The following is a 15,975-nucleotide window of genomic DNA, read 5'->3' on the forward strand; positions in this document are numbered from 1 at the left end:
CGCCAACAGAGGGGTCTGTTGTTGCAGTTGTATATAGCTTATTACTATCTATGTTCTTCTATAGAAGTATAACTGTAAAGCAGTTAGTTAAAATATTTGAAGAGAGTGCAAAGATGACGGGAATAATTGTTTTCCTAATTGGAGTTTCAACAATTATGTCATGGGTAATGGCCTTCACAGGTGTGCCTCAAGCTATTTCTAATATGATTTTAGGAATCTCTGATAATAAATATCTAATTCTTTTACTAATGAACGTACTTTTACTATTCATTGGAACATTTATGGATGTTACACCAGCAATTCTTATATTTACACCAATATTCCTACCAATAGTTAAAACTTTTGGAATGACTCCAGTTCAATTTGGAATCATCATAGTATTTAACTTATGTATTGGAAATATTACACCACCAGTTGGAAATACACTGTTTGTTGGAGTAAAAGTTGCTAAACTTAAAATGGAAGATGTTATGAAAGAGATGGTAAAGTACTATGCAGTTATAATAGCAGTATTATTACTGGTAGTTTATGTACCTCAACTTTCAACAGCACTACCAAAATTAATGGGGTTAATTAAGTAGATTAAAATAAAAAGATTTTGTTAATAATAGGGGCAATATCATCTATAGATGGTATTGTCCTTTTAATATTGTATTTCCTGAAAAAATACACACAAATAGTATTAAATAATCATAAAGAGATTTTTATGTTTATAATATTGATATTTTTTGAGTAAAATGCTAATATAATCAAGTGTTTCAAAAATTAAAGACTTATTTAAGACATTCTAGGAGGGATTATGAACGGGCATATGATTTATGCATCACACCCAATTATATGGGGAACAGCTATTTTTGGTATTATTATTGTATTACTTCAATCGGGGCTAATCATTAAAAAATCAATATCAACAGCTAAAGAGTTAGGGATATCTAACGATAAAATAACAAAGGGAATTAAAGTTAGTGCAATGGCAAGTATTGGACCAGCACTAGGAGTTGTTGGAAGTTTACTAGCACTTTTAGTTACAATGGGATCGCCAGTTTCAACTTTAAGATTAAGTTTAATAGGAAGTTCAAACTTTGAGGCAATGGCAGCAAACTTTGGAGCTCAAGCAATGGGATCTGAGCTTTCAACAAATATGTTACCAGTTGTATTTACAAATGCACTTTGGACTATGGCATTAGGATCAATGGGATGGATTGTTTTCGTTTTCCTATTTGCACATAAGATGGATAAGGTTAATGGATTATTAACAAATGGAAGAAAAGCTCTCTTACCAGCAGTTGGACTGGGAGCTATGTTAGGGTCTTTCGCATTCTTTAACGTTGGAAACTTAATGAAGTTTAATACAAATCCTGATGTAACAATTGCAGCTATATCTGGAATGATAATTATGGTAGTTTGCTTAAAAATAGGAGAGAAGATGGCTTGGTTAAAAGAGTGGGCACTTACTTTTGCTATGTTTGGTGGAGCAGCTATTGGGCTTTTAGCAGCATAAATTGGGAGGATAAAAATGGGAATTTATAATAGATATATAGATGATGTTACAAAAATTGGAAGAAGCACAATGGTTTTAGGATTTTTAGCTTCTCTTTTACCGGCACTTATTATGACTTTTTACTTTGGATTTAATCCAGGATTAGCAGCAATAATTGCTGGAGCTATATCACAAGCTTCTGTTTCTGGAGCTTTCTACTTTAGTGAGCCAATTAGTTATTACCCAATTGTTGGTAGAGCTGGACTATACATGGGATTCTTATCAGGAAACCTTGTAAACATGAGAATACCTGCTGCTATATCTGCTCAGGAAGCTTCTGAGTGTCCTGCAGGAACTGAAGAGGGTTCAATAATGGGAACTATTGGAATAGGGGTTTCTATCTGGATTGGTATTGTATTCTTAATACTATCAGTTTTAGCTGGACAAGCTCTATTAAGTCAATTACCACCAAGCTTTATGGCACTATTAACACTAGTTATACCAGGTCTTTTTGGAGGAGTTTTTGCACAGTTTGCAATAAAGTCACCAAAAGTTGCAGTTTTTGCTTTAGCAGTATCGTTTACTATGACAAAGTTAGTTAACTTTATTCCTGGAAAACCAGCGTTTTTAATAACATTAGTATCAGTTTTCTCAAGTATACTATTTGCTAAAAAACTTATGGAAAAGAGGGTTGGATAATGAAAAAAGAGAGAGTAATAAATAGTTTTATAGATATGGTAAAAATATACTCTCCATCATTAAATGAAAAGGAGTATAGTGAGTACCTAGTAAAACAATTAGAGAGATTAGGACTTGAAGTATATTTAGACTTAGGTTTTAAAAAATATGGTGGAAATGCTCCTACAATATTTGCTAAATTAAAGGGAAATGTTCCTGGAGAGGGAGTTACATTAGCAGCTCACATGGATGTAGTAGAGCCATGTGCAAATATAAATCCAATTGTAGATGGGGATTTTATAAAAACTGATGAAACTACAACTTTAGGTGGAGATGACAAGGCTGGTATTGCAGCTATATTAGAGGTTTTAGAAAACCTAATAGAGAGGGAAGCAAAGCATGAAGATGTATTTGTTTTATTAACTCCATGTGAAGAGAATGGAATGCTAGGAGCAAAAAATATAGATTGGAATTTAGTTCCAGCTCATATGGTTCCAGCAAAGAATATGATTGTTATAGATAACTCAGGTAGAGCTGGATTAATAGCTCATACCGCTCCAAGTAAGTATGATTTTAAAATCACTTTTAAAGGTAGAAAAGCTCATGCTGGAATTGAACCTGAAAAGGGAATAAATGCTATAACTTTAGCAGGAGTAGCTATCTCTAATATGAATATAGGAAGGATAGATACTTTAACAACTTCAAATTTAGGAACAATTCACTCTGAGTTTCCAAGTAATGTTGTAGCTGATCTTTGTGTTGTTACAGGAGAGGTTAGAGGACACTCTTTAGAATCTATATTTGAGACTTTAAACTCTTATGAGAAGGCTTGTGAAAATAGTGTTGAAAAGTTAGGTGGAGAGTTTGTATTTGAAAAAATATGTGTATTCCCAACTTTAAAACCAACAGATGATCTTGCATTTGCAAAGGAGTTTGCAAAGGTATATGAGAGTATGGGAATAGCTACTGAACTTCAAGTTATAGGTGGGGGTTCAGATAGTAATATATTTGCAGAAAAAGGTTATAACTCAATAATCATTGGAGTGGGAATGGAAGGCGTTCACACTGTAAATGAAAAGTTAGATACAAGAGAGTTGTTTAAAACTATAGAGGCTTTAAATAGCTATATTGTAAAATAAAAAGGTAAGTATCTTATAAAAATAGAGATCGATTTTAAAATTTTATTTTAAGTCGGTCTTTTTTTCTTGCTAAATGTTATAAAAAAAAGTATCATATTAGATATAAAAGAGTTAGGAGATTATAATAATGAGAAAGAGTAGTAGTGATAATATCTATGAAACAATAAAAAATGATCTGTTAGTTGGAAATATCGATTTTGGTGATAAAGTAGTAGAGATTGACTATGCAAATAAATTAAATGTTAGTAGAACTCCTTTAAGAGAAGCTATAAAGAAGTTAGAGATTGAAGGAATAATTGAGAGATTACCAAATGGTAGACTTAGAATTATGGATATAACTCCACAAAAAATAGATGAGATATTCGAAATTAGAATATGTCTTGAAGGTATTTTATTTGATTCTATTGTAAAAAATAAAAATGGAGTAGATAGAATATACCAAAATCTAATTTTAACAAAATATCTTATAGATACTGAAAATTGGGATGAAGCTAGAAGATTATTTTTAGAGTACAATTCATTGGTGTATTCAGCGTCATCACTGGAATATGCTGTAAAAATATTAAGACACTACGATTTTATAATATCAGCATTAAAAAGAAAATCTTTAAAAAGTGAGAGTAGGGTTTTAAAAGCTTACAATGAGCATTTAGAGATTATAAGTTTACTTAGAGATGGAGAGTTAGAGAAGGCAAAAGAAGCTAATAAACTTCATCTATTAAATGCTAAAGAGATAGTAAAAAAGACCATCAAATAAATTTTGACGGTCTTTTTTTTATTAAAACATCTTTATAGATAGGGCAAATGCCATCATTATTAAAGAAACACTAAATAAACCTACAAAAGAGTATTTAATATGATCTTTTAACTCAATACCAGCAAGTCCTATTCCTAAGAAAGTTGCAGGTACTAGTGGACTTATGAAAAGAGAAAGATTTTTACCAATAGTCATAGCTACAGCCATACTTAAAGGTGTTATTTCAAAGTTCTTTCCAACTTCAATAGCAAGAGGCATTAGTCCATAGAAATAAGAGTCAGTTCCTAAAACTAATCCAAGAGGTAGTGATAGAACACCCATTAAAATATGAAGTTGTGAGGCAATAAATGCTGGGATAACTTTTAAAAGAGGGATTGTCATCGCTTCTAACATTCCACTATTACCTAAAATTCCAACCATAACTCCAGCTCCTAACATAACAGATGATACATCAAGGGCAGCAGGTGCATGCGCTTTTAATCTATTTTTTTGATCTTTAGGATTAGGGTAGTTAACAACTAGTGCAATGGCACATCCAATCATAAATACAAAGTATGGAGGGAAAGTATTAATTAAAAGTAAAACTAAAACTCCAAGAGTTAAAAGCATATTAAATGCAGTTAGTTTAGGTCTTTTTAACTCATCCTCTTTCTTTTGAGAGATATGTGTTCCCTCTTCTATTTCAAACTCTGGAGAGCTTTTTTCTAAAATACCAGCTCCATTAAATTTTACTTCTCTCATAGCACCAAAAATAGCAAGTCCTATTGTAGTTACAACTCCTAAAATTTGAATAGGAATCATAATATGCCATAGATCATTAGGGTTCATACCTAAAACAGTAGCTGCTCTAGCCACAGGACCTCCCCAAGGTAGAAGATTCATAACTCCCATACCAGCTCCAACTATCATAAGTAGAAGTTGAGGACGGATATTAAGTTTTTTATAAAGCGGTAGTAAAGCTGGAACTGTAACTAAAACAGTTGTAACAGTGGCACCGTCAAGGTGGGAGAAAATGGCAACGATGGCAGTGACAACGGCAACTGCAATAACATTTGTACCAGCTTTTTTAACCAACTTATCAACAATAACGTCAAACATCCCGGCATCAGACATTAGACCGAAGAAAGTAACAGAGAAAATAAATAAAACAGCCATTTCACTAGTTTTACCAACACCTTTTTTAACAAAGGTTACAATTTCTGGAAATGAAAAACCAGCTAGGATAGCAGCAATAAAAGGTATTGTAATAAATACAACTAACGGTATAGTTTTTGATTTAAAAAGAAAATACATCATAGCAAAAAGCATAATAAAACCAGCAAGGGCTAGTAACATAATAAAACCTCCCAAAAATCTCATTTTAGAATTGAACAATTGTATACAAAAATTCTTGTTGTGCAAATTATAAATATTTGTTTTGAAAAAGTCAATATATTTTTTTAAAAAACATTACTTTCCAAAAACTAACATATTATGTAAAAATAAAAATAAAAAAACAGTTGACAAAATTGAAAAAAAAATATAAATTGTAATTGTATACAATTATTCAAAAAAGAAAATTGCGGGAGGACTTATGATATCTTTATATGAAAATGGAGTAGTTTTAGTTAATGGAAAAGAGATTATATCAGAGGAATCTGGTGTAAAATATAATAAAGAGGATTTAAAAAAGGGGACTATTGCTTATAAAATTTTAGCTGATCATAATGTTTCAAATAATATGGAAAATTTAAGTTTAAAATTTGATTGCTTAGCATCACACGATATAACTTATGTTGGAATAATTCAAACAGCTAGAGCAAGTGGACTTGAAAAGTTTCCAATTCCATATGTTTTAACAAATTGTCACAACACTCTTTGTGCTGTTGGAGGAACAATAAATGAGGATGATCATATGTTTGGATTGTCAGCAGCTAAAAAATATGGAGGAATCTATGTTCCACCACATCAAGGAGTTATTCACCAGTATATGAGAGAAACTATGGCTGGATGTGGAAAGATGATACTAGGTTCAGATAGTCATACTAGATATGGAGCTTTAGGAACTATGGCCATTGGTGAAGGTGGAGGAGAGTTAGTAAAGCAGATTTTAAGTAAAACTTATGATATTAAATATCCAGGAGTTGTTGGTATCTATTTAAAGGGAGCACCTAAAAAAGGTATTGGACCTCAAGATATAGCTCTTACAATAATAAAAGCTGTATTTAAAAGTGGATATGTAAAAAATAAAGTAATGGAGTTTGTAGGAGAGGGAATATCAAATCTAGATGTAGAGTTTAGAAATGGAATTGATGTTATGACTACAGAAACTACATGTTTAACATCTATCTGGAAAACAGATGATAAAGTTAAAGAGTATTTAGAAGAGCATGGAAGAGTAGAAGAGTATAAAGAGTTATCACCTGAAGAGGTGGCTTACTATGATGGAATGGTTGTTGTAGATTTAGATAAAATAGAGTCTATGATAGCTCTACCTTTCCATCCAAGTAATGTTTATTCAATAAAAGAGTTACAAGAGAATCTAGATGAGATACTAACAAAAGTTGAAGCTGAAGCTCTTGAGCAGGGAATGAAAATAGATTTGAAAAGTAAAATAAAGGATGGTTCACTTTTTGCAGAGCAAGGAGTTATAGCTGGATGTGCAGGAGGAACTTACGACAATATAGTTGATGCTGCAGATATTTTAAAGGATAAATCTGTAGGTGTAGATTTTACTTTAAGTGTGTATCCATCAAGTCAGCCAACATATATTGAGTTAAATAAAAATGGAACAATCGCTAAAGTAATGGAAAGTGGAGCAGTTGTAAGATCGGCTTTCTGTGGACCATGTTTTGGTGCTGGAGATACTCCTGCTAATGGGCAGTTAAGTCTTAGACATACAACTAGAAACTTCCCGAGTAGAGAAGGATCAAAACCTGGAGAGGGTCAAATCTCTATGGTAGCTCTAATGGATGCTAGATCTATTGCAGCAACAGCTATTAATGGTGGAAGACTAACAGCAGCAACTGAGTTAAATATAGAGTTTACAAAACCAAAATACGAATTTAATGATAAAGTTTATAAAAATAAAGTGTATGATGGATTTGAGGAACCTAAGTCATCAGATTTAATCTATGGACCAAACATAATAGATTGGCCAAAAATGCCAGCACTAACAAAAGATATGCTTTTAAAAGTTTGTGCAGTTATAAATGATCCTGTTACAACAACAGATGAGCTTATTCCATCGGGAGAAACATCATCATATCGTTCAAACCCTATGAGACTTGCAGAGTTTACTCTTTCAAGAAGAGTTCCTGATTATACAAAAAAGGCTAAAGAGATACATAAAGCTGAAATTTTAAGAGAAAATGGTGAAAATCCATTTGTTGGGGATTTAGAAAAAGTATTGAACAAAATCCAAGGAATAGATAAGGGTGCTAAACCACTAGAGATTGGAATAGGAAGTACAATTTACGCTAATAAACCTGGAGATGGATCAGCTAGAGAGCAGGCTGCTTCTTGTCAAAAAGTATTAGGTGGATGGGCTAATATAGCTAAAGAGTATGCAACGAAGCGTTATAGATCAAACTTAATAAACTGGGGTATGATTCCATTTATAGTAAAGCAGGATATTAACTTTGAAAATGACGACTATATCTATATAAAGGATATTAAATCAGCTATTGAAAATAAAGATGATAGTATAAAAGGTTATGTAATCTCAACTAAAAATGAGGATATAAAAGAGATTGAGTTAAGACTAGAAGCCTTAACAGATACAGAGAGAAAAATCTTAGTAGATGGGTGTTTAATTAACTACTATAAATAGAAAATAAGATAATGAAAGAAGGCTAGATATTTTAAATATCTAGCCTTCTCTATTTGATAAAGTGTGTGTAGGTTATCTATTCCAATCAGCTAAAAACTTAGCGATTCCAGCATCAGTAAGAGGGTGCTCTAACATTTTACAAAGAACAGGATATGGAATTGTTCCAATATGTGCTCCAGCTTTAGCAGCTTCTTTAGAATGATAAGTGTTTCTAATACTAGCTGCTATAATTTCACTACTGATATTATGAATTTTAAAAATTTCAGCAATCTCTTTTATTAATTCAATACCATTTACTCCAGTATCATCAAGTCTTCCAAGGAAAGGACTAACATAAGTAGCTCCAGCTCTTGCAGCTAAAAGAGCTTGGTTAGCTGTAAAAATAAGAGTTACATTTGTTTTAATACCTCTATTTACAAGATGTCTACAAGCTTCTAATCCGTCTTTTGTAATGGGAAGTTTTATAACTATATTGCTGTGAATTTTTGCAAGCTCTAAAGCTTCCGCAATCATCTCATCAGCTTTTAAAGAGATAACTTCAGCACTGATAGGTCCATCTACAATTTCACAAATCTCAGTTACAACCTCTTTAAAGTCTCTTCCCTCTTTAGCAATTAGAGATGGATTTGTAGTAACTCCAGAGATACACCCCATCTTTGCAGCTTCTCTAATCTCGTTAACATTAGCAGTGTCGATAAAAATTTTCATAGCTTTCCTCCCAAAGCAAGTTCACTTGCCTTTTCTATAATTTTTTCAGCTGTTAAACCATACTCTTTTTGTAGGAAGTCTTGTGTTCCCACTTGTCCAAATCTATCTTCTACACCAACTTTTCTCATAGGTACAGGATAGTTTTCAACAAGAACTTCAGCAACAGCACTTCCAAGACCACCAGTTACATTATGATTTTCAGCTGTTATAATCTTTCCAGTTTTTTTAGCATATTCAATAATTAGATTCTTATCTATAGGTTTTATAGTAAACATATCAATAACAGCAGCACTAATCCCTTGTTTTTCCAGGTCTTCAGCAGCTTTTAAAGCTTCTGCAACCATTATACCACTACTGATTATCGTAAAGTCTTTACCATCTTTTAAGACTTTTCCTTTTCCAATTTCAAATTTTTCATTTTCATCATATATTTTATAAGCATTTTTTCTAATTGTTGTAATATAGTGGATTCCATAGATATCTTTTATCTCACGAATTAGATATTTTAACATAGTAGAGTCAGTTGCTGTGATAACTGTAGCTCCAGGAATCTCTCTCATAAGAGCAATATCTTCAAAAGATGTGTGAGTTCCCCCATTATGTTGAGACGTAATACCTGTATCTGAACCTAATATTTTTATATTTGTTTTAGCATAAGCTCCAGATAAAAATATCTGATCATAGCATCTTCTAGTAGCAAAAGGGCTAAATGTATGAATAAAAGGGATTTTTCCAAGAAGAGATAATCCACTTGCAACTCCTACCATATTAGCTTCCATAATCCCACAGTTAACAAAATTATTGGGATAATCCACACCAATAGATGTTGTAGTTATAGCTTCTGAAAGATCAGCTTCTAAAACATACACGTTTTTATCCTCTTTAATAAGTTCTTTTAGTGTTTCGCTATATGCTCTTCTCATCTCTGTAGTTTCTAATATAAGATTACTCATTGTCATCCTCCTTATCACCTTTTTCAAAGTTTTGAATCTCCCAAAGAAGAACTCCCTTCATTTCATCATTAAATCTAACATGGTGATTTGCTTTTAAATCTTCAAAGTATTTAACACCTTGACCTTTAATAGTATCTAAAACAATAGCTTTTGGTTTTCCAAAGTTATTACCTTTTAAAGCTGTTTGAATCTCACCAACAGAATCACCTTTAACTTGCATAGAGTGGAATCCAAAACTTCTAAGTTTTTCTAAGATACTAAAAGTTTCACATATCTCTTCAGTTGTTCCATCTAATTGTTTTTTGTTGTTATCTACAAAAAGAGTGAAGTTAGTAAGTTTAAAGTGAGCAGCAAACTGAATAGCTTCCCAGCACTGTCCCTCGTTTAGTTCGCCATCTCCAACAATACAGTAAACCTGTCTTTCACTACCATCTCTTAAAAGACCTAGAGCTATTCCAACGGCAGCAGAGATACCCTGTCCTAAAGAACCAGTTGTCATATCAATTCCTGGAGTTAAATTTCTATCAGGGTGGCTAGGTAGAGTAGTTCCATTGTCATTTAGTGTCATTAAAGTTTCTAAAGGAAAAAATCCTTTTAATGCAAGAGTAGAGTATAAACTAGGACCTGCATGACCTTTAGATAAAACTAGGAAATCTCTATCTAAATTTTTAGGATCTTGGGGATTAATCTTCATATTTGAATATAGAACTGCAAGAGTTTCTACAATAGACATAGCTCCACCAATATGTCCAAAACCTCTATTTAAAAGCATTTTTAATGTCTCTTTTCGAATATCTTTAGCAAACTTTTCCATTTGAATAATATCGCTCATAAAAACCTCCTATTGAAATATCTTGTAAAAATTTATGGATACCTATAAGGTATCCATAATATAGTTCTATAAATTTTAGAAATAACCTACAATATATCCTAAAATAATTCCTACAACTCCAAAGTCTGCATCAGAGAAAGTTGTGTTAGCAAATCCTAAACTTCCTAAAATTGGAAGTAGTGCTACAGGTAGGAATGTTATTAAAAGACCATGAATAAAAGCTCCAATAGTTGCTCCTTTTCTACCACCAGTTGCATTTCCGAAAACTCCAGCAGTAGCTCCACAGAAGAAGTGCGGTACAACACCAGGTAAAATTAGAATCATCTTAAGTTGTCCTAGAATTAAAAGTCCAACAATACCTCCGACAAAGCTGCTTAAAAATCCGATTAAAACAGCATTTGGTGCATATGGGAAAACAATTGGACAATCTAGAGCTGGTTTAGCATTAGGTACTAGCTTTTGAGAGATACCAGTAAATGCAGGAACGATTTCTGCAAGAAGTAATCTAACACCTTGAAGGATAATGTATACTCCAGCAGCAAAAGTTATAGCTTGAACAACAGCAAATACAATATAGTTTTGACCACCACTTAAGTTTTGTTCAACATACTCAGGACCAGCAGCAACAGCAACTATAATATATAAAATACTCATAGTTAAAGAGATTGAAATTGAACTGTCTCTTAAGAAACTTAAGTTCTTAGGAAGAGTCATCTCTTCAGTTGATTTAGAGTTTTTTCCCACAAGAGATCCAACCCAAGCTGATAAAACATATCCAACTGTACCAAAGTGTCCAAAAGCTACATCATCAGAACCTATGATTTTTCTCATAGTAGGTTGTGCAATAGCTGGGAAGAACGCCATGATAAATCCAAGAACTAAAGCTCCAACTCCAATTAAAGTAGTTCCAGTTAATCCACCAACTGCAAGAATAACAGCAATCATACAAGCCATATAGAAAGTATGGTGCCCAGTTAGAAAGATATATTTTAAAGGTGTAAATTTAGCAATTAAGATATTTGCTAGCATACCAAAAGCCATAATAAGTGCTGTTGCAGTACCATACTCTTTTAAAGCCATCCCTACTATAGCTTCGTTATTAGGCACAATTCCTTGAACATTGAAACCAACTTCAAACAGCTCACCAAATGGAACTAAAGCTCCAACTAAAATACCAGCTCCACCACCAATAATAATAAATCCTAATATAGTTTTAATAGTTCCCTTAATCGTGTCTGAAGCACTTTTTTTCTGTAATAGTAAACCGATTAATGAGATTAAACCAACTAAGATAGCTGGAACTTTTAAAATGTCTAAAATAACATTTAACATCTCTACCCACTCCCTTTTTCTTTTATAAAACCCCTTTAGCTTTTAAAACTTCTTCAAGTTTCTCTTTAAGTTCTGCAAGGTTGATAATGCTATTAAGTGAAACTACATTTTTAAGTGATGTACTATTAGCTAAATCTGATGACATAATAAAGATGTCAGCTGATCCTTCTGTTGCTGATGCTAAATCTGTGTGATCTACCTCTGCATCAACACCAAGTTGAGTTAAAACTTTTTTAATATTCATCTCTAACATAAAACTACTTCCTAAACCTGATCCACAAACTGCTAATATTTTCATAAAAAAACCTCCTATATTATCTCTAAAATCTCTTGATTTGTTTTTGCCAATTTAATTTTTTCAATTTTTTCATCATCATTTAAAAGCTCGACTAAATTTGTTAAAGCATCTATATGGGACTCATTATCCTTTGCTGCTAAAGTTATAATAATTTGAATGTTATTATTCCCAAACTTTGCAGGAGTATCTAATTTAAGTAAAGACATTCCCATTTTTAAAACACCATCCTCTGGGCGAGAGTGGGGCATTGCCACATCTTCCGAAAGGACAATGTAAAATCCAAGTTCATTAACTTTAGATATCATAGTATCAATATATCTAGGTTCGATATATCCCTTTTCTAGAAGAGGGCGAGAAGCAATCTTTATAGCTTCCTCCCAACTGTCAACTTGAGGTAGGATTTGAATGTTACTTTCTAACAGCTCTTTTATCATCTCAATATCCTCCAGTTATCTTTATGCTCTAATTATATTTCAAGAGAAAATAAAAATAAACTCTCTATTTTATTCAAAATTTTTTTACAAAATTATTTATGTTAAATCTTTTTTCATTGGCAATTTCCACAAGTTGAACAAATGGATCTAGGTGTTCTTTGTTATCTTTTGATGCAAAAGCTACTACAGTTTGCACTAATTTATCATTGGGAAAAAGCACTGGTTCCTTTAAGGTTACTAAAGAGAAGGCTGTTTTAAAAACATCATCTTCATTTCTTGCATGAGGGAAAGCCATATTAGGTGCTAATATGATATATCCACCATATTTCTCAATAATCTCAATCATATTTTCAGTATATTTTTTAGTGACACAACCATTTTTTTCTAAAACCTCACCAGCTAATTGAACAGCTTCTTGCCAAGTATTAGCTAAAACTCCCTCTTTTATATAGTCTCTATCTAGCAAGTCAAAAATTGTAAGTTTTTTTGGAGAAATATCGTCCACCAAAGTTGAATCAAGGAGCTCTTTTAGTTGTGATAAAAGATTATCTTTGTCAGTAATTGTGGTATTTTTTTCAATGACTTCTAAAACTTGAGAAAAAAGAACTTTCTTACTACGCCTAGGAACATTGAAACTCTCTAAAATTTCCATATCTTCATTAGAAAGTAGAGGATTAACTTTAATTATAGGTTGAGTTATATCATTATTTTCTAAATCTAAAGTTGTAATTATATAATCAATAGAGTTTTTTTCTAAAGATTTTGTTAAAAGATGACTTGGAATAATATCAACAATATCAAGTGAATAGAACTCTTTTATCTGCTGAGCAAGAAGTTTTGAAGTTCCATAACCTAGACCACATACAAGAAGAACCTTCTTTTTATTTTTACTTTTAACTCTATTTCTATCAATAGCAGCTTTAAAATGTATTGTTATAAAAGATATCTCATCTTTTGTAAATTTTTTCTCAATAAATTTTTCAAGTCCCTCTAAAACTTCAGAGGTAATATCAAAAAGTTGTGGATAACTTTCTAAAACTTCTTGATATATTGAGTTTTCAAGTTCAATACCATTTTGAATTCTATATATAGTAGGTTTTATGTGATTTAGTAATCCATCTATTAGAGTTTCATCTTGAGAGATATCTACATCTACTCTTTTATTGAATTCAGTTATTAATTTTTTTACAAGAATCTCCATCTCTACCCAATTCTCATAATATGAATAGTTTAAGTTATATGTATGACTTCCTAAAAAGTAGTCTGTGATTTTTAGATACTCTACTTTAGAAAGTTCAATATCGTAATGAGCTTCTAAAAGCGTACTCCCTTTTTTAACAGCTTCATACTCTTTTGTATTTTCTAAGAAGTTTTCATTTTTAATTTTATCTATATGGTGTCCAGCTCTAACCATAAGAATAGTTATTTTAAGGTAGTTTTTAATAATCTGGTAAGCTTCATCAGAGATTATTCTATCCATAATTTTTTGACAGTAGTTTAAAAATAGTTTAATTCCCTCTTCGTTAACAGACAAATACTCTTTTAAGATATTTTTGAAAAATATATTCTTTCTATTTTTAATAGTTGTTAGAAACTTTAAAAGACATTGTCTAATATCCTCCTCTTTTCCAACTAGTTCAAGCCCTTTTTTATGACATATTTCTAAAGATAGATGATATTTATCAAGAGTTTCTTTAAGATCTTTTAAATGAAGCTTAATAGTGCTTCTACTAATATCTAGTTCCTCAGAAAGTTGCACTTGATTGATAACTCTTTTAAAAAGAATTAGCATAAGAATGTATAGTTCTCTCTCTTCAGAAGAGAAAGTAGTTTTATCATAGTTATCTTTTAAAAACTCCTCTAAAGATTTAAAGTTAGATATTCTAACAATACCTTTTGAAATCTCAATGTTATCAAGAGAGTTTTCACTTAAGAGTTCAGAGATTTTTTCTAACTCATAACGAACAGTTCTTTCACTTACTCCAAGTTCTTCTGAAAGCTCTTTTAGACTCTTCTCTTTTTTATGTAGTATTAGGTTTTGTAAAATTAAAGTTGAACGACTATTTAACATATGTGACTCCTTTTGTTACTTTTTAAATTGATTATAACATAAAAAAATTGACAACTCTAAATTTTTATTATATATTAGTTGTATATACAACTATACAAATTCAAGGGGTGAGATTTATGAATAAAAAAGAGTTTACAATAACTATTGCAGGTGGAGGAAGTACTTGGACACCAGGGCTTTTAAAGGCTCTGTGTAAAAGGAAGGGAACTTTCCCATTAAAAAGAGTTGTACTTTTTGACAATAATCCTGAAAGACAAGAAGTTATAGGGGAGTTTGCAAAGGTTCTTTTTAAGGAGGAGTATCCAACAGTAGATTTTGAGTATACAACTTCTCCAGAAGTAGCTTTTACAGGGACAGATTTTGTATTTTGTCAAATTAGAACTGGTGGATATAAAATGAGAGAGTTAGATGAGAAGATACCACTAAGTCTAGGAGCAATAGGTCAGGAAACTTGTGGTCCAGGTGGATTTGCTTATGGTATGAGATCTATTGGGGATATGATAAAACTTATAGAAGAAGTTAGAAAATACGCTCCTGAAGCTTGGTTTTTAAATTATACAAATCCAGCAGCAATAGTGGCAGATGCACTTAAGAAAGCTTTTCCAAATGATAAAAAAATTCTAAATATCTGTGATCAACCAGTAAATCTTTTAAGATCATATGGAAGACTTTTAGGGATGGATTCAAGTGAGTTTGAACCTGTTTATTTTGGATTAAACCACTTTGGATGGTTCACAAATATCTATGATAAAAATGGAGTGGATTTAGTTCCTAAATTAAAGGATATAACTTTAAACTCTGGATTTAAACCAGCTGATGCAGAGCAAAGAGATCAATCGTGGTTAGACACATATGCAATGGTAAGAGATATGTTAGTGGATTTCCCTGATTATATGCCAAATACATATTTACAATATTATTACTATCCAGAGTATAAAAAAGCAAAGTTAGATCCAGAATACACTAGAGCTAACGAAGTTATGAATGGAAGAGAAAAAAGAGTTTTTGAAGAGTGCAGAGAGATTGCAGCAAGAGGAAGTATGGGAGATTCTAATGTTGTTCATAATGATGCTCATGGTGAGATGATTGTTGAAGTTGCTGAATCAATAGCTTTCAATGAAAATAGAATCTATATAGTGATAGTTCAAAACAACGGACTGATAAGTAACCTAGATGATGATGTAATGGTAGAGGTAGCGGCTAACTTAGGAATCAACGGACCAAGACCATTTGGAGTTGGGAAAATAGGAACATTCTATAAGGGACTTATAGAGCAGCAGTTTGCTTATGAAAGATTAACAGTAGAGGCTTGGTTTGAAGGATCATATGCTAAAGCACTTCAAGCTTTAACATTAAATAGAACAATTGTTGATGCTAAAAAAGCTAGAAAAATTTTAGATGCATTAATTGAGGTAAATAAGGAGTATTGGCCAACATTAAGATAATATGTTAATATCTAATTAATATAAAATTAGAAGGGTG

The 15,975-nt window shown here is 31.9% G+C and carries 15 protein-coding genes; 7 read left to right on the top strand and 8 right to left on the bottom strand.

Annotated features, from left to right (window positions below; all coding sequences use genetic code 11):
• The 5 genes from Q0V08_RS00345 to Q0V08_RS00365 form a co-directional block, all read left to right on the top strand.
• A partial coding sequence (locus Q0V08_RS00345; RefSeq protein WP_297431059.1) for an SLC13 family permease occupies positions 1-581 on the top strand: 581 nt, incomplete at its 5' end.
• A 218-nt stretch (positions 582-799) separates the two neighbouring features.
• Positions 800-1,501, top strand: a complete 702-nt coding sequence (locus Q0V08_RS00350; protein ID WP_023050464.1) for a DUF5058 family protein — start codon at positions 800-802, stop codon at positions 1,499-1,501.
• A gap of 15 nt (positions 1,502-1,516) precedes the next feature.
• Entirely contained in the window at positions 1,517-2,179 is a 663-nt protein-coding gene (locus Q0V08_RS00355) for a hypothetical protein (RefSeq protein ID WP_023050463.1), read from the top strand.
• Positions 2,179-3,297 (top strand): M20/M25/M40 family metallo-hydrolase, encoded by a 1,119-nt coding sequence (locus Q0V08_RS00360; RefSeq protein WP_297431063.1) that lies wholly within the window; start codon positions 2,179-2,181, stop codon positions 3,295-3,297. Before Q0V08_RS00355 ends, Q0V08_RS00360 begins: the two co-directional genes overlap by 1 nt.
• 127 nt (positions 3,298-3,424) lie before the next feature.
• Entirely contained in the window at positions 3,425-4,054 is a 630-nt protein-coding gene (locus Q0V08_RS00365) for a GntR family transcriptional regulator (RefSeq protein ID WP_023050461.1), read from the top strand.
• Between the two features lie 21 nt (positions 4,055-4,075).
• Here Q0V08_RS00365 and Q0V08_RS00370 read toward each other — a convergent pair whose 3' ends face one another.
• The gene (locus Q0V08_RS00370) at positions 4,076-5,389 is read right to left on the bottom strand and encodes a citrate:proton symporter (protein ID WP_040406966.1); all 1,314 of its coding nucleotides are present in this window, start codon (positions 5,387-5,389) and stop codon (positions 4,076-4,078) included.
• Positions 5,390-5,627: 238 nt separating this feature from the next.
• Between Q0V08_RS00370 and Q0V08_RS00375 the strand changes: the two genes are divergently transcribed.
• Positions 5,628-7,865: a hydratase gene (locus Q0V08_RS00375; RefSeq protein WP_297431068.1), complete on the top strand. Its 2,238-nt coding sequence runs from the start codon at positions 5,628-5,630 to the stop codon at positions 7,863-7,865.
• 72 nt (positions 7,866-7,937) lie between these two features.
• Here the strand turns inward: Q0V08_RS00375 and fsa are convergent, their stop codons facing one another.
• The 7 genes from fsa to Q0V08_RS00410 all read right to left on the bottom strand — a co-directional run bounded on the left by fsa (position 7,938) and on the right by Q0V08_RS00410 (position 14,493).
• Entirely contained in the window at positions 7,938-8,573 is a 636-nt protein-coding gene (gene fsa / locus Q0V08_RS00380; protein ID WP_240219302.1) for a fructose-6-phosphate aldolase, read from the bottom strand.
• Complete coding sequence (locus Q0V08_RS00385; RefSeq protein ID WP_257162929.1) at positions 8,570-9,526, bottom strand: transketolase family protein; 957 nt, start codon at positions 9,524-9,526, stop codon at positions 8,570-8,572. The genes fsa and Q0V08_RS00385 overlap by 4 nt, the downstream gene beginning before the upstream one ends.
• Positions 9,519-10,358, bottom strand: coding sequence for a transketolase (locus Q0V08_RS00390; RefSeq protein WP_297431073.1), 840 nt, complete (start codon positions 10,356-10,358; stop codon positions 9,519-9,521). Before Q0V08_RS00390 ends, Q0V08_RS00385 begins: the two co-directional genes overlap by 8 nt.
• Before the next feature lie 75 nt (positions 10,359-10,433).
• The gene (locus tag Q0V08_RS00395; RefSeq protein WP_297431075.1) at positions 10,434-11,690 is read right to left on the bottom strand and encodes a PTS ascorbate transporter subunit IIC; all 1,257 of its coding nucleotides are present in this window, start codon (positions 11,688-11,690) and stop codon (positions 10,434-10,436) included.
• Positions 11,691-11,712: 22 nt separating this feature from the next.
• Positions 11,713-11,988 carry a PTS sugar transporter subunit IIB gene (locus Q0V08_RS00400; RefSeq protein WP_240219306.1) on the bottom strand — a complete coding sequence of 92 codons (276 nt, stop codon included), beginning with the start codon at positions 11,986-11,988 and terminating at the stop codon, positions 11,713-11,715.
• Between the two features lie 11 nt (positions 11,989-11,999).
• Positions 12,000-12,422: a PTS sugar transporter subunit IIA gene (locus Q0V08_RS00405; RefSeq protein WP_297431078.1), complete on the bottom strand. Its 423-nt coding sequence runs from the start codon at positions 12,420-12,422 to the stop codon at positions 12,000-12,002.
• 73 nt (positions 12,423-12,495) lie between these two features.
• Entirely contained in the window at positions 12,496-14,493 is a 1,998-nt protein-coding gene (locus tag Q0V08_RS00410) for a BglG family transcription antiterminator (RefSeq protein WP_297431080.1), read from the bottom strand.
• Positions 14,494-14,609: 116 nt separating this feature from the next.
• Between Q0V08_RS00410 and Q0V08_RS00415 the strand changes: the two genes are divergently transcribed.
• Positions 14,610-15,938, top strand: a complete 1,329-nt coding sequence (locus Q0V08_RS00415; RefSeq protein WP_297431082.1) for a 6-phospho-alpha-glucosidase — start codon at positions 14,610-14,612, stop codon at positions 15,936-15,938.
• The last annotated feature ends 37 nt before the right edge of the window (positions 15,939-15,975 follow it).

It is taken from the genome of uncultured Cetobacterium sp. (genome assembly GCF_947038635.1).
Lineage (GTDB): Bacteria > Fusobacteriota > Fusobacteriia > Fusobacteriales > Fusobacteriaceae > Cetobacterium_A.